This is a genomic window from Cupriavidus sp. 22TCCZM01-5 (assembly GCF_057798915.1).
This window is the reverse complement of the sequence record NZ_JBYOJR010000005.1, coordinates 219,673-241,868: the sequence shown is the minus strand read 5'-3', so window position 1 is coordinate 241,868 and position 22,196 is coordinate 219,673. Positions and strand designations below refer to the sequence as shown.

At 65.9% G+C, this 22,196-nt stretch carries 18 protein-coding genes; 10 read left to right on the top strand and 8 right to left on the bottom strand.

The features are described from left to right. Window positions 1–16 precede the first annotated feature (16 nt). Entirely contained in the window at window positions 17–1,660 is a 1,644-nt protein-coding gene (locus tag AC3FNH_RS07470) for an amidase (RefSeq protein ID WP_488719577.1), read from the top strand. Between the two features lie 15 nt (window positions 1,661–1,675). Here AC3FNH_RS07470 and AC3FNH_RS07465 read toward each other — a convergent pair whose 3' ends face one another. Further along, complete coding sequence (locus AC3FNH_RS07465; protein ID WP_276101482.1) at window positions 1,676–2,659, bottom strand: helix-turn-helix domain-containing protein; 984 nt, start codon at window positions 2,657–2,659, stop codon at window positions 1,676–1,678. Between the two features lie 348 nt (window positions 2,660–3,007). Here AC3FNH_RS07465 and AC3FNH_RS07460 point away from each other — a divergent pair, with 348 nt between their 5' ends. The 3 genes from AC3FNH_RS07460 (at window position 3,008) to AC3FNH_RS07450 (ending at window position 4,099) form a co-directional block, all read left to right on the top strand. Continuing rightward, window positions 3,008–3,352, top strand: coding sequence for a hypothetical protein (locus AC3FNH_RS07460; protein WP_276101481.1), 345 nt, complete (start codon window positions 3,008–3,010; stop codon window positions 3,350–3,352). An 81-nt stretch (window positions 3,353–3,433) separates the two neighbouring features. Then, a complete protein-coding gene (locus AC3FNH_RS07455) occupies window positions 3,434–3,628 on the top strand; it encodes a hypothetical protein (RefSeq protein WP_276101480.1) in 195 nt (64 codons plus the stop codon). Between the two features lie 93 nt (window positions 3,629–3,721). Beyond that, a complete protein-coding gene (locus AC3FNH_RS07450; RefSeq protein ID WP_488719576.1) occupies window positions 3,722–4,099 on the top strand; it encodes a bleomycin resistance family protein in 378 nt (125 codons plus the stop codon). Window positions 4,100–4,140: 41 nt separating this feature from the next. On the opposite strand, the gene AC3FNH_RS07445 is transcribed toward AC3FNH_RS07450, so the two are convergent. The 3 genes from AC3FNH_RS07445 to AC3FNH_RS07435 form a co-directional block, all read right to left on the bottom strand. Beyond that, window positions 4,141–7,989, bottom strand: coding sequence for a response regulator (locus AC3FNH_RS07445; protein ID WP_488719575.1), 3,849 nt, complete (start codon window positions 7,987–7,989; stop codon window positions 4,141–4,143). 3 nt (window positions 7,990–7,992) lie between these two features. Next, window positions 7,993–9,126: a response regulator gene (locus AC3FNH_RS07440; RefSeq protein WP_488719574.1), complete on the bottom strand. Its 1,134-nt coding sequence runs from the start codon at window positions 9,124–9,126 to the stop codon at window positions 7,993–7,995. A gap of 210 nt (window positions 9,127–9,336) precedes the next feature. Further along, window positions 9,337–9,660, bottom strand: coding sequence for a thioredoxin family protein (locus AC3FNH_RS07435; RefSeq protein WP_276101476.1), 324 nt, complete (start codon window positions 9,658–9,660; stop codon window positions 9,337–9,339). A 316-nt stretch (window positions 9,661–9,976) separates the two neighbouring features. Between AC3FNH_RS07435 and AC3FNH_RS07430 the strand changes: the two genes are divergently transcribed. The 3 genes from AC3FNH_RS07430 to AC3FNH_RS07420 all read left to right on the top strand — a co-directional run bounded on the left by AC3FNH_RS07430 (window position 9,977) and on the right by AC3FNH_RS07420 (window position 13,488). After that, window positions 9,977–11,545 carry a fatty acid--CoA ligase gene (locus tag AC3FNH_RS07430; protein WP_488719573.1) on the top strand — a complete coding sequence of 523 codons (1,569 nt, stop codon included), beginning with the start codon at window positions 9,977–9,979 and terminating at the stop codon, window positions 11,543–11,545. Between the two features lie 441 nt (window positions 11,546–11,986). After that, the gene (locus tag AC3FNH_RS07425) at window positions 11,987–12,340 is read left to right on the top strand and encodes an ArsR/SmtB family transcription factor (RefSeq protein ID WP_276101474.1); all 354 of its coding nucleotides are present in this window, start codon (window positions 11,987–11,989) and stop codon (window positions 12,338–12,340) included. A 92-nt stretch (window positions 12,341–12,432) separates the two neighbouring features. Beyond that, window positions 12,433–13,488, top strand: a complete 1,056-nt coding sequence (locus AC3FNH_RS07420) for an alkene reductase (protein WP_276101473.1) — start codon at window positions 12,433–12,435, stop codon at window positions 13,486–13,488. Between the two features lie 51 nt (window positions 13,489–13,539). On the opposite strand, the gene AC3FNH_RS07415 is transcribed toward AC3FNH_RS07420, so the two are convergent. Beyond that, window positions 13,540–14,688, bottom strand: a complete 1,149-nt coding sequence (locus AC3FNH_RS07415; RefSeq protein WP_488719572.1) for a diguanylate cyclase — start codon at window positions 14,686–14,688, stop codon at window positions 13,540–13,542. An 80-nt stretch (window positions 14,689–14,768) separates the two neighbouring features. After that, a complete protein-coding gene (locus tag AC3FNH_RS07410) occupies window positions 14,769–15,911 on the bottom strand; it encodes a J domain-containing protein (protein ID WP_488719571.1) in 1,143 nt (380 codons plus the stop codon). Between the two features lie 159 nt (window positions 15,912–16,070). On the opposite strand from AC3FNH_RS07410, the gene phbB reads away from it, so the two are divergent. The 3 genes from phbB to AC3FNH_RS07395 all read left to right on the top strand — a co-directional run bounded on the left by phbB (window position 16,071) and on the right by AC3FNH_RS07395 (window position 18,667). Next, entirely contained in the window at window positions 16,071–16,814 is a 744-nt protein-coding gene (gene phbB / locus AC3FNH_RS07405; protein WP_276103223.1) for an acetoacetyl-CoA reductase, read from the top strand. A 249-nt stretch (window positions 16,815–17,063) separates the two neighbouring features. Further along, window positions 17,064–17,312: a helix-turn-helix domain-containing protein gene (locus AC3FNH_RS07400; RefSeq protein WP_276101470.1), complete on the top strand. Its 249-nt coding sequence runs from the start codon at window positions 17,064–17,066 to the stop codon at window positions 17,310–17,312. A 5-nt stretch (window positions 17,313–17,317) separates the two neighbouring features. Further along, a complete protein-coding gene (locus AC3FNH_RS07395; protein ID WP_488719570.1) occupies window positions 17,318–18,667 on the top strand; it encodes a type II toxin-antitoxin system HipA family toxin in 1,350 nt (449 codons plus the stop codon). Between the two features lie 65 nt (window positions 18,668–18,732). Here the strand turns inward: AC3FNH_RS07395 and AC3FNH_RS07390 are convergent, their stop codons facing one another. Continuing rightward, window positions 18,733–19,722, bottom strand: a complete 990-nt coding sequence (locus tag AC3FNH_RS07390; protein ID WP_488719569.1) for a WD40/YVTN/BNR-like repeat-containing protein — start codon at window positions 19,720–19,722, stop codon at window positions 18,733–18,735. A gap of 10 nt (window positions 19,723–19,732) precedes the next feature. After that, entirely contained in the window at window positions 19,733–22,093 is a 2,361-nt protein-coding gene (locus AC3FNH_RS07385) for an efflux RND transporter permease subunit (protein ID WP_488719568.1), read from the bottom strand. Between the last annotated feature and the right edge of the window lie 103 nt (window positions 22,094–22,196).

Below are 22,196 nucleotides of genomic sequence, written 5' to 3'. Positions count from 1 at the left end.
CATGACAGGACAGACCATGAACGAAACTGCCCCCGCCACGTCCTCCCCGCAGCCCGGCCGGCGCCAGTGGCTGGGCCATCTTGCCGGCGCCGCCGTGACGACGGTTGCGGCCTCGGCCATGGCCAGCCGGCCGGCCAGCGCCGCGCCCGCCGGCACGGCAAGCGCCACGTCCGGCCCCGCCACCAGCGGCGGCGGCGCGCCCGACCCCATCGTGCTGATGCCGGCCTGGCAGCTTTCGCGCGAGATCCGCGGCGGACGCCTGTCCTGCCGCCAGGTCATGAGCGCGTACCTGGCCCATATCGACCGTGTCAACCCGGTGACCAACGCCATCGTGGCACTGCGCGAGCGTGATGTGCTGATGCAGGAAGCCGCGGCCGCCGACGAAGCACTAGCCGCCGGCAAGGTGGCCGGATGGATGCATGGCATGCCGCAGGCACCCAAGGACCTGGCCCTCACGCGCGGCATCCGCACCACGTTCGGCTCGCCGATCTTCAAGGACAACGTGCCGGCGTCCGACGCCATCATCGTCGAGCGCGCGCGCAAGGCGGGTGCCATCCTGCTCGGCAAGACCAATACGCCGGAGTTCGGCCTCGGCTCGCAGACCTTCAACCCGGTCTACGGCGCCACGCGCAATCCGTACGACAGCACGCGCACGGCTGGCGGCAGCAGCGGCGGCGCCGCGGCGGCACTGGCCATGCGGCTGTTGCCGGTAGCTGATGGCAGCGACTTCGGCGGCTCGCTGCGCAACCCGGCCGGGTTCTGCAATGTCTACGGCTTCCGGCCCTCGGTCGGGCGCGTGCCATATGGCCCCACGCCGGAAGTCTTCCTGCAGCAACTCGGCTATGAAGGACCGATGGGCCGCACCGTGGCCGACGTGGCGCTGCTGCTGGCCACGCAGGCCGGCCCCGATCCGCGCACGCCACAGGCACTGGCGGCGGACCCGGTGCTCGCCACGCTGACGCCGGACAACGTCATGGCGGCGCTGTCGACCGACCTGAAAGGCAAGCGCGTGGCGTGGCTCGGCGACTGGGACGGCTACCTGCCGATGGAAGACGGCATCCTGGCGCTGTGCGAGCAGGCGCTGCAGGCGTTTCCGGCCTTTGGCGTGGGCGTCGAGAAGATCAAGCCGCCGTTCGCGCCGGAGCGCCTGTGGAAGACCTGGCTGGTGCACCGGCACTTCCTGGTCGGCAATGGCATGCTGCCGTTCTACAAGGACCCGGCGAAGCGCGCCATGCTCAAGCCTGAGGCCATCTGGGAAATCGAAGGCGCGCTGAAACTCAGCGGCGGGGACATCTACGCCGCCAGCGCCGACCGCAGCGCGTGGTACCAGGCGCTCGAGCACGTCTTTGCCAACTTCGACTACATTGCCGTGCCGACCGCGCAGGTGTTTCCCTTCGACGTGCGCGAACCGTGGCCGAAGGAGATTGCGGGCCGGCGGATGGACACCTACCACCGCTGGATGGAAGTCGTGTTCCCATGGACGCTGTCAGGCTGCCCGGCCATCAGCGTGCCGGTCGGCTTCGGCAAGAATGGCCTGCCGATGGGCATGCAACTCATTGGCCGCCCGCGCGACGACCTCAGCGTGCTGCGCCTGGCGCGCGCCTACGAGCAGGAGCGTGACTGGGTGGGCCGCCATCTGCCGCGCGCGGTGATGGCCTGAAAGGCGCGGAGCGCGTCAGCGGCGCGCGAGCGTCGCTGACGGCAGTTCGCCGAAGAAGGCGCGGTACTGCGCGGCAAATCGCGGCAGATGCTGGAAGCCGAAGTTCGCCGCGGCTGCGCCGACCGAGTCCGCCGCGCCGTTGCGAAGCGCCTGGCGCACACCGTTCATGCGCACCGCCCGCACGAAGTCGAGCGGCGACAGGCCGGTCACCTCGTTGAAGCTGTATTGCAGCGTCCGGCGCGACACGCCCAGGCGCTCGCACAGGGACAGGATGCTCCACGGCTGATCGGGGGCGCTGCGGATCATCTGGTAGGCGTCGGCCACCAGCCGGCGCCGTGCCGGCGTGGTCGGGAGCCGCTCGTTGCCGGCATTGCCTTCCCCCACCAGGGCGGTTGCGGCCGCCAGCAGCAGGGCATCGCGCATCGCGCTTTCGACAAAGCGGTTGCTGAACACCTCGGTATCGATGGCTGCGGTGGCCAATACGGACAGCAGCAGCGCGCGGAATTCCCGGCCAGCGATTTTCGTGACCGGACGTACCGGCGGCATGCGTTCGAGCCGGGCCGGCTCGCCGCCAGCCAGCGCAACGGCGCGCTGCAGCGCGGGCAACGGTACGGTCAGGCCGGCCAGGTCCAGTTCCCGCGGTGTGCGCATGGCCATCGACCGGCCGCATAGCAAGGTCTGCCCGTCCATGGCGTACCCCGAAAACCAGCCGCCCTGGCACTGCGCATCGGGCAAGGCCAGCGCAATGTAGCCGCGTGCGGCTTCCCCTTCTTCCAGCAAGCTCTGCGAAGTCTGTTCGCGGAAAACATGAACGTCCCCGTAGGTTACCTGGGACATCTCGGCGCGAAAGGCACCCGGCGTCAGTTGCTGGTAGCGCTGCTGCCAGCCATCCAGCTCGACCGCGGCTGTGTGCGCGTCATCCGCCACGACGTGGCGCAAGGTGCGCGCGGCGGTGGCTTCCGGCAAGGACTGGGGCGTGGGCGTCGGGGCAGGATTCATTGAGGGCACGGCTGGAGCGCTGTACCCGCGCGCGGCGGCTCGGGCCGGCTTGTGCTGCGCAGGTGCAACGGTTGAGTTTAGCCAATGGCGCAGCCGGCAATGGAGCGGGTCAACCCTGAGTGATTGGGCCGGAATCCCCTGATGATGAAAAAAACGACTGCAATATCGACATTTAAATCATCAACGGAATACGTCGACGTGGCTACACTTCCTTCCGTGCCGCACAACAAACACTACGGCACCGCTCACAAGGCGACCCGGACGGCATGCAGGGCGGCAGATCCGCCGCCCCGCGCCCCCTCCGAACCGACGGGGAATGCCGCCTGAAATCAGTTAGAAGAAGCAGCCATGCACAACACCTCCCTCAAAGCCCTCCTCCTTACCATCGCAACGCTCAGCGCCAGCGCCATGGCCGGCCAGGCAGCCGCCCAAGGCATGCAGGACCGTGGTATCTCCAGCGACCGCTACGGCTACGTCATGCGCCAGGGCAAGCCCGACCCATACACGGATGGCGGCAATGCCATCGGCAAGCGCGACCCGTTCACGGACGGCGGCCACGTCGCGGACAAGCGGGACCCCTTCACCCAAGGCGGCCACGGCGCGGCCACCGAGCTGAACCTGGCCGGCATGGACACCCGCGGCGTGTCGGCCCCGCCCGCACACGGCGCCTCGCGCGCGGACGCCAACGCTTAAGCAGAACGCTAGCCGAACACCTGACCCGCGCAGGCTCGTCTGTCACGGCGCCTGCGCACACGACGCTTTCCCGAGATTGACATGAAGACCATCCTGCTGGCGCTGCTTGGTGCCGCGGCTGTCACGGCGGCATTGCCCGCCATGGCTGGCCCCGACTGGGCCGTCATCGAACGCGGCCGCGCCGCGGCCCGCGCGGCGCATCCGTGCGCCGACACCCACCAGCGTTCCGCCGAAGCCGCACCGGCCAGTGCGCCCGGCATTCCCCACCACGGCTGACCCCTGCAGCGGCCGCACCGCGCGATTGCGGCCGCGCTGACCGACTGCGCTATCCTGTGCGGCTCATCCGAGCCAACCCACAAGGATCGCCGCATGACCAACGCCCCCGACCTGCGTGCCTACGCCTACGTTCTGGCGGTACCCGACCTGCCCCGCAGCGCCGGGTATTTCGAATCCGTATTGGGCTTTTCCGTCGACTGGCAGGATGGCGACAACTGGCGGGCGCTCAGCCGCGGCGGCGTGCGCGTGATGCTCGGACATTGCCCGGATGCGCTGTCGCCATCGCAGACCGGCGACCACAGCTATTTCGCCTACTTCCACGTGGACGACATCGACGCCCTGCATGCCGAACTGGCGCCGCGCGGCGCCATCATCCTGCAGCCGCCCGCCGACAAGCCATGGGGCATGCGCGAAATGGCGCTGGCCACGCCCGATGGCCATCGCATGATGGTGGGACAAGTACTCGGCTGACCGTCCCAGCGCGGGGCCAGGCCCCGCGCCAGGCGGCCCGGCTAGCGCGCGCTGCCTGCCAGTACCTCGACCGCGCTTTCGAAGTCATAGTTCTCCACCGCCTCGCACAGGCGACGGAAGCGATCGACTTCCAGCACGTCCGCCAGCCGCTGGCGGTTGGCCGCGAACGTCAGGCTGGCATCGCTGGCACCGTCGGCCAACTGGCGGCGCAGCAGGTCGAGCAAGTCCGACGTGCTGGCGGCCTGGTTGGCGAGCGGCGCTGCCGGTCCCGGCGCTTCCGCTGGCAGGTGCCGGGTCAGCGCTTCGCACAGGCTGGCGTGCGCCTGTTCCAGCGCCTGCAGCAAGGCGCACGGATCTTGCGCCCCCCTTCCCGTCAACGCGCACTCCAGCGACGCCGAGACGCTGGCCACCTGCCTGGCGCCAAGATTGCCGGCCAGGCCGGCCAGCGCGTGCGCAAGGCGCGCGGCCTCGGCACGCTCGCCGCCCTGCAGCAGCGCGCCGATCTGCTGCGGTGTGCTCGCATAGCCCGCGAGCAGGCGGCCCAGCAACTGGCGGAACGTGTCGATGCGCCCGCCGACACGGGCGACCGCGCCGTCGACATCGAGCAGGCCCGTGGCTGCAAGTGCCCGGATCCAGTCCGGCACAGCGTCCGCCGCTTCGGGTTCGGCCGTCTCGACCATCGCGTTCGGCACGGCCAGCGCATCGTCGTGCCAGCCCGCCGCTTCCCGCGCGCCGGCGCCGGTCCTTGACGGCGCGCCGGTCAGCCACCGGTGCAGGGTCGTGAAGAAGGTGGCCGGACTGATGGGCTTGGCGATATGGTCGTCCATGCCCGCTGCCAGGCAGCGGTTGCGGTCTTCGGGCAAGGCATTGGCCGTCATCGCCACCACCGGCAGCGACGCCAGCCGCGGGTTGGCGCGGATGTGGCGCGTGGCTTCGAACCCGTCCATGACCGGCATCTGCATGTCCATCAATACCAGGTCGTAGTCCTGCCCTGCCAGCAGCTCCAGTGCGATCGCGCCATTCTCCGCCGTATCGGGCGTGATGCCGGCCTGCTGAAGCAGATGCGTGGCGACCTCGCGGTTGATCTCGTTGTCTTCGACCAGCAGCACGCGCGCGTGCGGCAGCGACCAGCCGGGCCCCGTCTCGGATCCCGGCGCGCCGCGGTCCGCCATGCGTCCCGGCTCCGAAGCCAGCACCCGCATGGTCGCGTCGAACAGGACCGACGGGCTGACCGGCTTGTGCAGCGTGGTCTCGAAGCCGTTGCGCTGGCCTTCGCGCACGACTTCTTCGCGCCCGTTGGCAGTAATCATGAGCGGCCGCGGACGCTGGCCCTGCAATGACATTGCCGCCAGCCTGCGCACGGTTTCGATGCCGTTCAGCCCGGGCATGCGCCAGTCGATGAAGACGGCATGGTAGGGATCGGACATGGCGTCCGCGTGCTGGATGGCGGATAGCGCCTTCTCGCCGGACTCGGCTTCGTCCGCGCGAAAGCCAAAGCCGCGCAGCATGGAGACAATCACCTGGCGCGCATAGCCATGGTCATCGACCACCAGCAGACGGCGCCCCGCGAGTTCCGGCCGCACCAGCAGTGCCGGCGCCCGCCTGGTACCCGGCAGCAGCGCCAGCTCGAACCAGAACGTGCTGCCCTTGCCCACTTCGCTCTGCACACCCATGGTACCGCCCATCAGGGTCACCAGCCGGTGGCTGATGGCCAGCCCCAGGCCGCTGCCGCCATATTGCCGCGTGGTGGAGCTGTCGGCCTGCTCGAAGCTGCGAAACAGCCGCGGGATGGCATCGGCATCGATGCCGACGCCCGTGTCGCGCACCTCGAAATGCAGCCGGATCCGCGTCTCGGCATCCTCGCCGGCACAGCGCGCCACGCGAACCACGATCTCGCCGCGCTCGGTGAACTTGACCGCATTGGTGGTGAAGTTGATCAACACCTGGCGGATGCGCAGCGGATCGCCGCGCAGCGAATCCGGTACGTCCGGCTGCACGTCGACCACCAGTTCCAGCTGCTTGGCGGCAGCGCGTTCGCTGACCAGATCTCCCACCGTGCGCAGCAGGCGCTCCAGCGAAAAATCGATCTGCTCGATCTCCAGCTTGCCGGCCTCGATCTTCGACAGGTCCAGGATGTCGTTCAGGATGCCCAGCAGGTGCTGGCCCGAACGCTGGATCTTCTCGACGTAGTCACGCTGCCGGGGGTCAAGTCGGGTGCTGAGCGCCAGGTGCGCCATGCCGATTACCGCGTTCATCGGGGTACGGATCTCATGGCTCATATTGGCCAGGAAACTGGCCTTGGCCTGGGCAGCCGACTCGGCCTCATGCTTGGCCTTGGCCAGTTCCGCGTTGGCCACGGCCAGTTCGCGGGTGCGTTCCCACACCTTCTGCTCCAGCGTCTGCGACATCTCCCTGAGTTCGCGCGTGGCGCGCTCCTCCTCGGTAATGTCGATACCGACCGCCCCCACGCCCACCACGGCCTTGCTGGCCGGGTCCTGCACCGGGAAGCGCATGATTCGCAGCTGGCGCGTGCCCTCTGGCGAAGCCATCGCGTAGAGGTGCTCTTCGGCCTGTCCCGTGGCCATCACGCGGTCTTCGATTTCCCAGCGCTCCTGGGTGCCGTCGGGCATGACCGCGAGTTCACGGTCGGTCTTGCCCAGCACCTGTTCGCGCTCCAGGCCGAGCAGCGTCTCCAGGGCCGGATTGAGCTGCAGGAAGGCGTGGTTGCGGTCCTTCAGGTGGATGATGGCCGGCGAGTGGTCCAGCAGCGCGCGCAGTCGCTCCTCGCTCTGCGCCAGCTTGTGCTGGCTCTTGCGCAGCGCCCAGGCTGCCACCGCGATCAGCAGCATGATGGCGCCCGCCATGCTGGCCACCACGGCGCGCGTGGACAGGTAGGAGCCGAGCGCTTCCTGCATGTCCTGCTCCAGGATCAGACCGGCCCCGAGTGCCGGTATCCACAGCCCTGCGCCGGCCGCGCGCTGGCCGTGGTAGTCCTGGTAGCCGAAGGCAGTTTGCAGGGTCTCGGAATGCAGTACCTGCTGCGCCAGGCGTGTGAGCGGCGCATCGTTGTCGGCACGCCAGCGGCCATTGCCAACGTCGTGCGGCACGCGCACGTGCAGGTTGAACATGGAGGCATCGCCCGGCTGGAGCAGCCCCTGCCCGACCAGCGTCTCGTCGAAGCGGCTCGGCGAATTGAGCCGGCCGTCGCGGTCGATCACATACAGCTCGCCGGAGTTGCCGAAACGCGCGGCCTTGAGGATCTGCAGCATCACCGCGTACGGGTCGATGCGCAGGCATAGCGCGCCGATGACGCGGTCATGGTCCCACAGGCGCGAACACACGACCTGGAACGGGCTGCGGCCCACCGGCCCGACCGGTCCGTCTTCCAGCAGCGGTCCCGGGTATGGCGCAGACAAGGCGGCACCGTTCTCTCGCGCGCGCGTTGCCGCAGCCGCAGCTTCGGGCTGCAGCAGCTGTCCGTTGCGCTCGGCCAGGTCGGAAACCACGATGCGGTTGTCCATCGAGATCAGCCCGTAGCCGATATAGCCGTTGGAGCGGTACAGCGGCGTGATCCAGCTGGCGAAGTCGCGCAGCTGGTCGGCACTGGGCTGGGCGCCGTCGCCCAGCAGCGGCCGCGCCAGCCGCATCGTGTCGTCCAGCGTGCTCATGGACACGGCGCGGCGGCGCTGCTCGCTGGCCCAGGTCTCGAGCTGGCGCGCGGTGGTGTTGACGGTCGCGCCCAGGCGCGCGCCGACGCTCGCCTGCTCGTTCTGGCGCACCGTCGACATCGCGGCGAACGCCACCAGCCAGACCGCCAGGATCAGCAATGCGCCGTAGGCCAGCAGTGAGCCGCGCAGCCAGAAGCCTGCGTGTGAATCGGGCCTGGACATCGCTCAGATTGCGGGCGACAGACAGCGCTGCGGCTCGTGTGCCGGGTCAGCAAAGCGCAGCGCAATGGCGTGGAATTCGTCTGCAATGCCGTGGAACGCATCGACCATGCCGGGATCGAAATGCCGGCCACGTCCTTCCAGGATGATGCGCACGGCCTCTTCGTGCGGGAAGGCGGGCTTGTAGACGCGCCGCGATATCAGCGCGTCATAGACATCGGCCAGCGCCATCAGGCGGGCCGACACGGGGATGGCGTCGCCGGCAAGCCCTTCAGGATAGCCCGAGCCATCCCATTTTTCATGGTGGTACTGGGCAATCTCGCGCGCATAGCGCAGGAAGGAATCGCGCGTGCCGCACTGGGCTTCGGCATCGGCAATGGCGTCGCGGCCCAGCGTGGTGTGGGACTTCATCGTCTCGAACTCCTCGGCGGTCAGCTTGCCGGGCTTGAGCAGGATGCGGTCCGGAATCCCGACCTTGCCGATATCGTGCAACGGCGCGGACTTGAACAGCAGGTCGATGGTGCGCTCGTCCAGTTGCGCGCTGAAACGCGGGTCGTGCCGCAGCGCGCGCGCCAGCGCCCTCACGTAGTGCTGGGTGCGGCGGATGTGGTTGCCGGTCTCGTTGTCGCGGGTTTCGGCGAGCGCGGCCAGCGCAATGATGGTGGCGTCTTCGATCTGCGTGATTTCGCGCATGCGCCGCTGGACCTCGGCCTCCAGGTAGGCCGACCGGTCGCGCAGGAAATCGTGCGCCTGCTTGAGCGTAAGCTGGCTGGCGATGCGGGCGCGGGCCACGGGCGGGCTGACCGGCTTCATGATGTAGTCGACGGCGCCCACCTCGAACCCGCGCGCTTCATCGAGTTCGTCGGTACGGGCGGTCAGGAAGATGACCGGGATGTGCGCGGTGGCCGGGTTGGCCTTGAGATGGCGGCAGGTTTCATAGCCATCCATCTCCGGCATCGACACGTCCAGCAGGATCAGGTCCGGCGCCGACGACGCGGCCAGCTGCAGCGCCTTGGCGCCACGGTTGGCCACGCGCACGCGGTACGGGTCCTGCAGCATTGCCACCATGGCGGCAATGTTTTCCGGAATGTCGTCGACGACGAGGACGGTAGGTCGCTGCTCTGGGCTGTCGGCGCTCATGTTCAGTGCGTTGGGTTGGCCGGGCACTGCGCTGCGTGGCGCAGCAGACCGGCACCGGATTCAGGAGCCAGGCGCCCGCGCGTGTACTGCACACCGCAGGTATCGCCAATCGGAGCATCGGCCGGAAGGGGCAAAACCTGTGCCCTCCTGAAGCGGGGATTGCCAGCACGTTTATTATCGCGGCTGCCAGGTTTGGCAGCCCAGGCGCGCTCAGGCAATCGCCGCCATGGCCTTCAGGATGGGCCCCGCGTCGGCCGGCCTGACCAGGCGCGACACCTCCTGGCCGTCGCGCAGGAAGACCAGCGTGGGCCAGAGCTTGACCCTGAACGAGCGGCCCAGCGGGCGGCCGCTGCCGTCTTCCACCTTGATGTGCCGCAGGTCCGGATAGCTGGCAAAGGCCTGGGCCAGCGCCGGCTGGGCACGCTGGCACCAGCCGCACCAGTCGGTGCCGAACTCGAGCAGCGTGGGACCCTGCAGGGCGTCGATTTCCGCTCGCGGGGGCGCGTCGGAAAGGTAATGATCCGTCATGGGCATCGCAGCATCTCCTCCCGGAAGTGGGGGTTATGTCTTTCTGTGTTTGCGGCCTGTTGCCTCCCGTGAAGCAACGACCGTACCGGCGGCGCAGTGTGCCACGCGGCCCGCCTTCAGGACAGTGTCTCCGCACGGCGCAACGCCAGCATGGCGCAGGCAATGCGCATTTCCACGATGGCTGCCCTGGTGTGCCGCGTGAGGCATAAGGAAAGAGCAAATCGTTATTTCACTCCCATGTAATGCTCGCCTTATAGTCCACAGTTCACTGGAACAAGACGGGCGCACCGGCACTCCTGCCGTGGCCCCTTGGAGCACAACGTTGACTGACGGCCTTACCCTCGGCGATACCCTTTCCTGGCCCGCCCGCTACCTGCCTCGCAAGACCGCGCTGGTCACCGGTACCGGGGCCGCACGGCGCGCATGGACCTATGCCGGCCTGGATGTCGAAGTCAACCGCCACGCCAATGCCCTGCTCTCGGTTGGCATCGGCAAGGGCGACGTCGTGGCGGCCTTTCTCTACAACACGCCGGCCTTCGTTTTCACGCTGCTGGCCTGCGCCCGCATCGGCGCGGTGTTCAACCCGGTCAACTACCGCCTGGCTGCGCAGGAACTGGCCTATATCCTGAACGACGGCAATGCCCGGGCGCTGGTGTTCGAGCAGGAAGGGGCCCCGGTCGCGGAAAAGGCAGCCGCGCAGGCCACCGGCAAGCCGCTGCTGATCTATGCCGAGGACGGCGCCGCGCCGTCGTTTGCCACGCACCACCTGGCCACGCTGGCCGCCGGCCAGCCCGCCACGGCACCGGACGTCATCGTGCATGAGGACGATCCTTGCATCCTCATGTACACCAGCGGCACTACGGGCCGGCCCAAGGGCGTCGTGCACACCCACCGCAGCAAGCTGTTCCACAACGCCATGATGCATCAGGCCATGGGCCTGACGCGCGAAGACGTAGGCCTGTCCGTGGCCCCGCTCAACCATACCGCCGAGCTGCATACCAGCTTCCTGCCCCGGCTGCAGCTTGGCGCCACCCAGGTACTGCAGCGGCGCTTTGACGCCAGCGAGGCCTGGGAGCTGGTCGAGGCCGAGCGCGTCACGCATTTCTTTGCGGCACCGACCATGGTCGGCATGCTGCTGAACCATCCCGATGCGCAGCGGCGCGATCTTTCCTCGCTGCGGCTCGTGGAATATGGCGGCGCCTCGATGGCTCCGCACCTGATCCGCGAATGGGACCGCAAGATCGGCGCTGGCCTGGTGCAGGTCTACGGCACCACCGAGATGGGCCCCTGCATGTCGGTGCTCTACCCGCACGAGCAACTGAGCCACGCGGGCTCGGCCGGCCTGCCGTCGCTCGGCCACGACCTGGTGGTGGCGCGGCTGCGCGACGACGGCGAGCCGACCGATCCGTCACAGCCGTGCGCACCCGGCGAGGTCGGTGAAGTGCTGGTACGCGGGCCGTGCATGATGCGCGGCTACCTGAACCGGCCCGACGCCAATGCGCGGGCACTGGCCCATGGCTGGTACCACACCGGCGACCTCGGCAGCCTGGACCAGGACGGCTACCTCTGGATCCGCGACCGCATCGACTACATGATCAACTCCGGCGCCGAGAATGTTTACCCGCGCGAGGTGGAAGACGCCCTGATCGAGCATCCCGCCGTGCTGGAGGTTGCGGTCCTGGGCGAATCCGATCCGACCTGGGGCCAGGTGGTCGGCGCCTATGTCGTCGCGCGTCCGCAAGCGCAGGTCAGCGCCGAACAGCTCGACGCCTTCCTGCTGCAAGGCGACCGGCTGGCCGCCTACAAGCGGCCGCGCCGCTACCATTTCCTGGAGGCGCTGCCCAAGACCACCAGCGGCAAGATCCAGAAGCACATGCTGCGCGCCGGCTGACGGCGGCGCGGTGTTGCGGCCGGGGGATGATGGGGGTTGTCGGTGCTTGGCGGGCGTTTTCGTGGTTGACGAACGGCCCGAGGTGGTGAAGACGGCACAGGGCATAGCCAGACTGCCTGCCGCGTAGATGATCAGGATAGAGACGTCAGATGAGCGAATCCGGATTACGTGGTGGCCCCTCCTAACCACGCCATCGGTGGGACGCCTACGGCTGCGCTGCGCGCGGGTCGGCAAAACAGCGGCGCCTGCCAAGCACGACAACCCCAACCCATCTTCTGAACACGGGCAGTCCCGCAGGTGTTTCATCTTCCTGACGCGTCAAACCCGGTCAACAGGGAATAGACCAGAGTTCGCTCACGAAACCCGCACTCGGCATGGGGTCATGCAGAGCGCGCGCATATATCGTATAGTCACGATACACATTTTGATGTTTCCCGATATATGGTTCGTGAATCACCGAAACAACCTGCGCCGGACACCACCCCCGCGAAGCCCGAGATCGACGTGGATGCCATCCACAAGGCCCTGGCCAATCCCGTGCGGCGGAAAATCCTTGCCTGGCTGCGAACGCCGGAAGCGTATTTCGCCGAGCAGGAACACCCGCTCGACATGGGCGTGTGCGCGGGGCTGATCGACACGCATTGCGGACTGTCGCAATCGACGGTGTCGGCACACCTTGCGACGTTGCAGCGTGCGGGGCTGATCCGCGCCCGGCGCGTTGGCCAGTGGGTCTTCTTCAAGCGTGACGAAGAGACCATCCAGGCGTTTCTCGACCATATCCACCAAGACCTCTGATTCGTACCGGCATGGCGCTGCCGCGTCTTGCCATTGCCCTGACCTCCGCACTGACCGTGCGTCCTTCCCTTCCATACGAAAGGCCAGACCTCATGCCTACTCTCTTCGATCCGATCCGCATTGGCGACCTCGACCTGCCCAATCGCGTCATCATGGCGCCGCTGACGCGTTCGCGTGCAGTCGGTGGCCAGCGCGTGCCGAACGCACTGATGACCGAGTATTACGTACAACGCGCGTCTGCCGGCCTGATCATTTCCGAAGCCACCGCGGTGACGCCGCAAGGCGTGGGTTATGCCGACACGCCGGGCATCTGGACCGACGCGCAGGTCGCGGGCTGGAAGCAGGTGACCGACGCCATCCATGCCGCGGGCGGCCGCATCTTCCTGCAACTCTGGCATGTCGGCCGGATCTCGGACCCGATCTTCCTGGACGGCGAACTGCCGGTGGCACCGAGCGCTATCGCAGCCGGCGGCCATGTGAGCCTCGTGCGCCCGCAGCGCGCCTTCGTGACCCCGCGCGCCCTGGAAACCGAGGAAATCGCCGGCGTGGTCGCGGCCTACCGCCACGGTGCCGAGAATGCCAAGAAGGCAGGCTTCGACGGCGTCGAAGTCCACGGTGCCAACGGCTACCTGCTTGACCAGTTCCTGCAGGATTCCACCAACAAGCGCACCGATGCCTACGGCGGCTCGATCGAGAACCGCGCGCGGCTGCTGCTGGAAGTCACCGACGCCTGCATCGATGTGTGGGGCGCCAACCGCGTCGGCGTGCACCTCTCGCCGCGCGGCGATGCGCATTCGATGGGCGACTCCGACCCGGCGGCGACGTTCGGCTATGTGGCACGCGAACTGGGCAAGCGCGGCATCGCGTTCATCTGCGCACGCGAGGCGCTGGGCGACAATCGCCTCGGGCCGGCACTAAAGGCGGCATTCGGCGGCGTCTATATCGCCAACGAGAAGATGACCAAGCAGACCGCCGAACGCGTGCTGGCCGCCGGCGAGGCCGACGCCGTCGCGTTCGGGCAGCTGTTTATCGCCAACCCGGACCTGCCGCGCCGCCTCGAGCTCGACGCATCGCTCAATGCGCCGCGCCCCGAGACGTTCTATCACCCGGGCGCGGAAGGCTATACGGACTACCCGGCGCTGGTCTGACTGCTCCGACAGGCCGGTCGCACCGGCCTGCCAGGGCCAAGGGAACCCGCGCTAGTTCGCTTCGGCGAAGTGAAAGGTTCCCTTGCCGCGTGCCTTGGCCATATACAGCGCCCTGTCCGCGATGCCCAGCAGGGCATCGGCCGTGCGTCCTTGCGGCCGGACATGGGCGATGCCGACGCTCACGCCCACCCGGACCTCGGCCCCATTCGACAACCGGTATGGCGCGCTGATATCGCGCAGGAGCCGATCGGCCAGCAACCGGACGCTGTCGCGCTGGTCATCGCCAAGCACGATCACGAACTCATCCCCGCCGATCCGTGCCACGCGCGCGCTGCCGGGTACGCCGGCGCGCATGCGCTCGGCGACGTGCTGGAGCAGTTCGTCGCCACCACCGTGGCCATGGATATCGTTGACCTGCTTGAAGCCATCGAGATCCAGATAAAAGAGCGCCAGCCGCTGCGACGGCAGGTCGTCGCTCGCGTTGGTGCGCCGGATCTCGGTCAGGATGCTGGCCCGGTTGAGCAGCCCCGTCAGCGCATCGTGCCGCGCACGATGCGCACTCTCCTGCTCCGACTCCATGGTCGCCACCAGCATCGCGTTCATGCGAAACGAGGCGCTGGTCATGCTGGCGACATAGACGGGCAACTGGACCAGGGTCAGCAGGAACAACGGCTCTCGTGCGACCAGGGCGCCGAGACAGCACGGACCAAGCGCCAGGAGAATCATCAGGCCGGTCATCCTTGGCGCGCCGAAGTTCCTGAAGCAGATCCTGCCGATCATGGCGGCCGACGACAGGCACGCCAGCGCGGCCGCGAGCCAGTCGCCGCTGGTAATGCTCAGGTAGGTCCCCAGGCCAACGCTGAACGCCCAGACCAGGCTCAGCAGTACATGCAGGTCAGTATGCGTGGCCAGCCCGGCCCGCGCCCTTCGCTTGGCGGAAGTCAGGACGCCGATGCGCGCGACACAGATCATGCATTCCAGCGCCAGCCAGAAGAAAAATTGCGTGCGTGGCAGATGCCAGGTGATGAGCGCCGCCACCAGCAGCGTATTGATGACGCCGCCGATGAAAATGGACAGGGTGCCGAACAGGCTGCCCACCAGCGCATGCCGGATATCCGGAGAGACCGGCCTGCCGGGGTCCACGAGCCACTTCATCGGCTGCCAGCGCGGCAGCGTGAACACCCCTGTCGAATCCGGCATAAACCTGTGCCTCTGCTTGCGTTGAGCGTGATGGTTGAAGACACCTGGCGGATTTCGGACGCAGTCCGCGACGTCCTGCCCTAGAACTCGCTTGCGCCGATTTCCTGGGTCCGGGCATGGCCGCTGCGCGCGCCATGGAGGGTGAGCGACATCCGGCTGTATCGCGTGCCATTGCCTTCGGCAATTTCTTCGAGTTCGAATGGCTCCGTCCTGGAGATCTCCCCGGTATCGAGATCCATGAAGCGAACATCGAAGTTGCCGGAAGCCATATTGGCAAACTCGAAGGAAGCTCCCGACTTGACCAGTGCGAAACGCACCGGGACCGGGTCGCCGCCTTCCAGCGAGAACACTTTCAGGAAGACGTCGGCCGGGTTGCGCGAATTGTCGACCGTCAGTGACGACAATCCCCCCGTCTTGCGAATGGGATAACCGGGAACGTAGCTGGACCACGCCGGCCAGGACTGGCCGTTCGGCGCAACGGGCGGGCGCACATAGCGCGGCTGCGCTTGCGTCGGCTTCCATGGCGTCGCGGGAGCCGCGCGCGACTCGCCAGGCGTTTCCGGCACGGTCACGACCTCAGGCGGACGGGAAGTCTCCGCCGGCATGCGCGCTGTCGGAATGATCAGGTAAATCGCGGCCCCCGCAACCACCAGCACGAACAGCGTCTTTGAAACAGTGTGGTTGGCGGCCGGCTTTGCCGTCCCCTGTGAAGGCGCCGATGCCCGCGATGCTGTCGACGCCCCGGGACGAGCCTGGCGCGCTGCCGACCCTGCCCTGGAAGCCGGGCTCGTGGAGGCGCCAGAGGCTGTCGAAGCCGGCCTGGCCCGCTGCCCGGCACTGGCGGACGCCACCGCCTTTGCCTTTTCCTGCGCCGCGATCCAGGCATCGTGCTGGGCGCGCTTTGCCGGGTCCATCAGGACCTCATAAGCCGTGTTGATAATCGTCATGACCCGGTGGGATTCGGAAGAGTCCTGGTTCCGGTCCGGATGATGCTTTTGACTTAATGCCTTGTATGCCGCCCGAATAACCTCAGGCGGGGCGTCACGAGAAATCTTCAGATTATCGTAATGGGTATGCATTCTCGATGCCGGCGCATAAAGGTCGGGGTCGATTTTACCGCCCGCGCAGTAACAAGGGAATCTCGCTTTGCCGGCATTGAAAGGGCAATTTGCCATGAGCCAGTTAATCGGCATGCCATAGGACGGGGAGTCGTGCGGCCACAAGGCTCGCTTTTCGGACGCTCCGCGTGTCCGTAACCCTCGCTAACGTCAACCTCCTTGTGTGTCACCATTGTGTCGACCACCATTCAAATGGCAACAAATCGGCCTGCTCTTCCCGCAAGCCGGGTCCGGGTCTTTAACTTTCCAGAGGAGGAAGTCAGTATGACCAAGAGGATTGCACTGGTTACGGGTGGCATGGGCGGCCTGGGAGAGGCTATTTCCATCCGCTTGCATGATGCGGGCCATACGGTGCTGGTAACCCATTCGCCGGGCAACACCAAAGTCCAGGAATGGCTGGCAACCATGGCAGCGGGCGGTCGCGAGATGAATGCATACGAAGTCGATGTGGCGGACTTCGATAGCTGCCAGGCATGCATGGCGAAGATCCTGGGCGAAGTGGGCCACGTCGATATCCTGGTGAACAACGCCGGCATCACGCGTGACATGGCCTTCAAGAAAATGGGCAAGCCTGACTGGGATGCGGTACTGAGGACCGACCTCGACTCCGTATTCAATGTCACCAAGCCGCTCTGCGAGGGCATGGTGGAGCGCGGCTGGGGCCGCATCATCAACATCTCGTCGGTCAACGGCTCCAAAGGCGCCTTTGGCCAGACCAACTATTCCGCCGCAAAGGCTGGCATGCATGGATTCACCAAGGCGCTGGCCCTGGAGGTCGCCAGGAAGGGCGTGACAGTCAATACGGTGTCGCCGGGCTATCTGGCCACCAAGATGGTGATGGCCGTGCCGAAAGACGTCATGGACAGCAAAATCCTGCCCCAGATTCCGATGGGCCGTCTCGGCAGGCCCGAAGAGGTAGCAGGACTGGTGGCCTTCCTTTGCTCGGAAGATGCGGCCTACCTGACGGGGGCAAATCTCGCCATAAACGGCGGGCAGCATATGGACTGAAGCCTGCATGGGCACGCTGCCTCCTGGGGCGGCTTGCCCTCTCCCGGCACGCTGCGCACTGGCATCGTCCGACCGAAATCCGGGCTGGCCGGCTGAATGCGGCCGTCCGACCGCCGTCCAGATGCGGCGTGCGAAGGCGCCAGCCGCTTACTTGCAATACAGGTAAAATCAAAATATTTGTATGTCAGGTAATTTGCATTTACCTGTAATTCAACTAAAATAGTTTTACCCGAATTTCAGGTATTTCAAATGATGCAAGTGCTCTCGACGCCATCTCAGCTAGGCCAGGTTTTACGTTCGGCACGCCGGGCGAAGAAGCTCACGCAAGGCCAGGCCGCCACCAGGCTGGGTCTCAGCCAAAGCCGGCTGTCAGCCTTGGAACTGGAACCTGAAGCCATCTCCGCGGAACAACTGCTGGCTCTGGTGAGCCTTTACGGGCTGGAATTACTCATCCAGTCGAAGGGCCCGGCCCCGACATCCGAAGAAACGGAGTGGTAACGACCGTGGGAAGAAAGTCACACACTCGGGCGCTGTCCCTCTGGGCCAATGGTCTTCGGGTTGGCACCTGGCGCATCCCGCCACACGGTCCAATGGAGCTCCAGTACGACGAAGACTGGATGCGATCTGCCGCCGGCCGTCCCTTGTCCCTGTCATTACCGTTTGGCGTTGACAACTCTCCCTTGAAGGGAGCCCGAGTCCGAAACTACTTTGACAACCTCCTGCCAGATAACGACAACATCCGCAGGCGGCTCGCCACCAGGTTTCAGACCGGTTCCACCGACGCTTTCGACCTGCTGGAAGCCATTGGACGCGATTGCGTTGGCGCTGTCCAACTCCTCAGGGAAGATGAGGCTCCTCAGAATGTCGACCGGATTGAAGGCATCCCGCTATCCGATGCCGACATCGAAAAGCTGCTTGAGAATACGGTTACTACAACGGGGCCTGGAACGGTCAGGGAAGACGAGGATTTCCGCATCTCCATTGCGGGCGCCCAGGAAAAGACCGCCCTGCTCTATCACGAAGGAAGGTGGCTGCTGCCGCATGGCGCAACGCCTACCACGCATATCTTGAAGCTGCCGCTCGGCCTGGTCGGCAACCGCAAGGCGGACTTGACGACTTCGGTGGAGAACGAATGGCTTTGCATGCAGCTGGTCAAGGCGTTCGGACTCCCGGTGCCCGACTGCGAAATACTGACCTTCGGCAAGCAGAAAGTGCTCGTCGTCAAGCGGTTTGACCGACAGCTACATCGCAGCGGCCAGTGGATCATGCGGTTGCCGCAGGAGGACTTCTGCCAGGCCCTCGGCGTACCTCCCCATCTGAAATACGAAGCAGAAGGCGGCCCGGGGATGGCCGACATTGCGAGAATTCTCCGGCAATCGCAGACGCCCGAGCGGGACCTCGAGATCTTCCTGGCAGCACAAATCCTGTTCTGGATGCTGGCCGCGACTGACGGACATGCCAAGAACTTCAGCATCCATATGCTGTCGGCGGGGCGCTACAACCTGACGCCACTCTACGATATCTTGTCTGCCTGGCCCATTATCGGCGATGGGCCCAATTGCATCTCTTACCATAAAGCCAAGCTTGCCATGGCAGTCGATGGCAAGAACCGCCACTATCACCTGAAAGACATTCGGCGCCGCCATTTCAACGCCATGGCCCACAGGTGTTATGCGGGCGAAACTGCAGAGCCAGTCCTTCGCGATTTAATTGCGCAAGTTCCCTCGGTTATTTCGAGCGTAGCAGGACAGCTCCCTGCTGGATTCCCGGCTCGGGTCTCCGACCGAATTTTCGAAGGCCTTCAGGCATCGGCGAAGCGTCTGGAAGACATGGAATCTGTCGTGGTGAGGTGACGGCAATCGGCAATTCCGGCAGATATGCCTGTGAAACGCCGGACATTGTCATCACCTTCCTACGATCAATGCCTGGATCCCGCGGCCACCACTCCCGCCTTCGAGTACTGCAACAGCACACCCGACGACGCGACCGCAGCAGCAGTCAGCGGCAGGCGATCCGCCCGCTGCGTCGCGACGAATGACTTGCCATCATCCGCGCTCGTCAGGAGGACGCCGTCCAGCGCCGTGGCAAACACTTTGCCATCCTGCTCGCGAAACGCGGTCACGGAGCTCTTGGCGGGACTGGCCGCCGGCTTCCAGCTGGCGCCGGCATCGTCGCTTCGGTAGATCGTTCCCTTCAGTCCCCCAACCAGCAAAGCGCCGCTCTTCAGGTACGTGCCGGCCCAGAACGAACCCTGGTACCCGGTCTCGACATAAGTCCACGTTGCGCCATCATCAACGGAGCGCAGGATTCGACCGCGCTCCGCCGCCACCAGCAGTGCACCGGGGCCGCCGGCGAAGACCGCGTAGAGATTGGCATCGGCGCCCTTCTGTGCGGCCGGATGCGGGAGTTCGACCTGCGTCCAGGTCTTGCCACCGTCCTCGGTCCGCAGCATCAGCGACCACAGGCCGACCGCCACGCCATGCATCGTATCCCGGAAGTAGACCGAAAAGAGCGGCTGGTCGATCTTAGTGTCGAGCCGCTGCGTCTGCCACGTGCGGCCTCCGTCGGCCGTGTGCAGGATCGCTCCCCAATGGCCGACGGCCCAGCCCTGCTGCGGATCGGCGAAATGCACCGCGTTCAACGTAGCCCGCAGCGGCACCTTGTCGGCCTGCCGGTATGACTTCCCGTCATCGTTTGACAGCAGCACGATGCCGTGCTCCCCCACCGTGACGACGCGACTGCCGGCGTTGGCCGCGCCCAGGACGGACGCCCTGGTCGCGTGGCTGGCCGCCTCGGCGGGTTGGGTGAATGGCTGCGCAGCGTCGGCGGCGCTTGCGGCAGGGGCGCCCATCGCACCGGCCAGGGCAAGCGCCAGTACCGGGCAGGTCAGCAGTTTCGAGACGTTCATTTGCAGCACCTCAATGACTCAGCACACCGGGCGCCCGGACCGGCTTCCTGCGCGGGAAGATCATTTCCAGCACCACCGCCAGGGCCGGCAGCGCTGTCATCGCCATGATCAGATTGACGATGAACATGAAGGCAAGCAGCTTGCCCATGTCCGCCTGGAACTTCAGGGCAGAGAAAGACCACGTCGCCACCCCGATCGCCAGCGTGATGGCGGTAAAGATCGTGGCCACGCCAACTTCCTGGATGGCCTTCTCCAGCGCGGCCGTGATCTGCACGCCGTTCGCGAGATGCAGTTGCAGGCGGTTGTAGATATAGAAGGCGTAGTCCACGCCGATCCCCACGGCTAGCACCATCACGGGCAGCGTCGCCACGGTCAGGCCGATCTGCAGTTCCTTCATGAACCAGTATCCGATGAAGGTGCCGACGGTCAGCGGCACGCAACAGGCAATCATGGCGCGGAAATCGCGGTACGCCACGAACACGAGGATCAGGATCGCCGCGTAGACGTACAGCATCATCGGCAGCTCGGACTTCTCCACCTCGTCGTTGATGGCCGCCAGCACGCCCGCATTGCCGGCCGCGAAGCGGACGGTCACGCCGGTCGTCTCGTGGGTCTTGCGGAACTCGCGGGCGGCATGCAGCACGCCCTCGATGGTGGTCGCCTTGTGGTCCTTCAGGAACAGGTGGACGGCGGTCATGCTGCAGTCCTTGCTCATGTACCCATGCACACGACCGATCTCGGCGCTCAGCGCGGCGTAATTGCCGGCGTCGATGGGCACCACGGCCATCTTCGGGTTGCCCTCGTTGTAGCCCTCGCTGTAGGTCTTGAGCTGCGTCGAGTAGGACGAAATCGACGCCACGCCATCGGCCTTGCCCATCGCCCACACGAACTCGTCCTGCAGCATGCCGACATTGACGTTCCCGCAGGAGTCGGCCGGCGCCTCGAAGACGACGGTCAGCCAGTCCAGACCCACGTCATAGGACGATGAGATCGCCACGGCATCTCGGTTGAAGCGCGCATCCTCGCGCAGTTCCGGCGCGCCCGGCTGCAGTGTGCCAATCACGCGGTCACGGCTTTCCCAGGCGGCGACACCAAAGACTACGGCGGTCACAAGCAACGCAATGACGGCATTGCGGCGCTCGGCCACGCGCGCCAGCGAGCGCAGCCACACGGCGCGCTGCTCGCGCTTTTCCATCGCCTTGGCCGCGTATGCCTTTTCGAAATGGAAGTACGACGCCGCAACCGGCAGCATCACGAGGTTGGTGATGATCTTGTACCCGACGCCGATCGACGCCGTGATCGCCAGTTCGCGCACCATCGGGATCGGGATCAGGATCAGCGTGACGAACGACACCAGCGCGGTCACCAGCGCCAGCGTGCCCGGCACCAGCAGCCCGCTGAAGCTCGCGCGGGCGGCCTCCATCGAACTCCTGCCGTGGGATAGTTCGCGCACGATGAAATTGATCTGCTGCACGCCGTGCGACACCCCGATCGCGAAGACCAGGAATGGCACCAGCACCCCCAGCGGGTCCAGCCCGAAGCCCAGCAGCCGCAGCGTGCCGAACTGCCACACCAACGACGTCAGCGAGCAGACGATCGGCAGGATGGTGAAGCGCAGCGAGTGGCAGTACCAGTACACCGCCAGCGCGGTCAGGACCAGCGCGATGCTGCAGAAGACCAGCACGCCTTCGGCGCCGTCGGCGATGTCGCCGATCTGCTTGGCAAAGCCGATGATCTGGACTTCGAAGTCCTTGTTCTCGAACTTCGAGCGGATTTGATTTTCGAGCAGCCGGTTGTACGCGATGTAGTCGAGCTGCTTGCCGTCGCGGCCCACCTCCACCAGTTCGGCCGTGATCATGCCGCTGGCCTGGTCGCGCGAGACCAGCGTGCCGACGAAGCCGCCCTGGCTCGCGGCGCGCTGGATGCTGGCGATGGTGTCCGGCGTCAGCTTCTCCGGCGTGATGGTACCGTCGATCAGCGGGTCGGCACGGAAGCCGTCTTCCGTGATCTCGTTGACGAAGCTGTTGGGCGTCCATACCGACTGGACGCCGAGGCGATCCACGTTCGGCAGGTTCTGCACGGCCTGTGTGACCTCATAGAGCCGGCCAAGCCCCTCTTTCGTCCAGATCGTGCCGTGGCGCGCCTTGACGACGACGGTAAGCCGGTTCGCGCCCAGCAGTTCGTCGCGATACTGCTGGAACGTCCTGATGTACTCGTGGCCGATCGGCATCTGCTTCTCGAAGCCGGCCTCCATGCGCAACTGCGACGCAAAGAATGCCATCGCCAGTGTGAACAGGCCGATGACGCCCAGCGTGATGTTTCTATGGCGGAAGACGATCCGCTCCAGCCATCCAGTCATTCTTGACAACACTTGCTTCCCCTTTGCAAAGGCGAGAATCCCGCGCATCCATTCCCGGGCTGAGGCGCGCTCCCCTCCCCGGGCCATGCCCCGGACGACCTTCGGGTAAACCAGT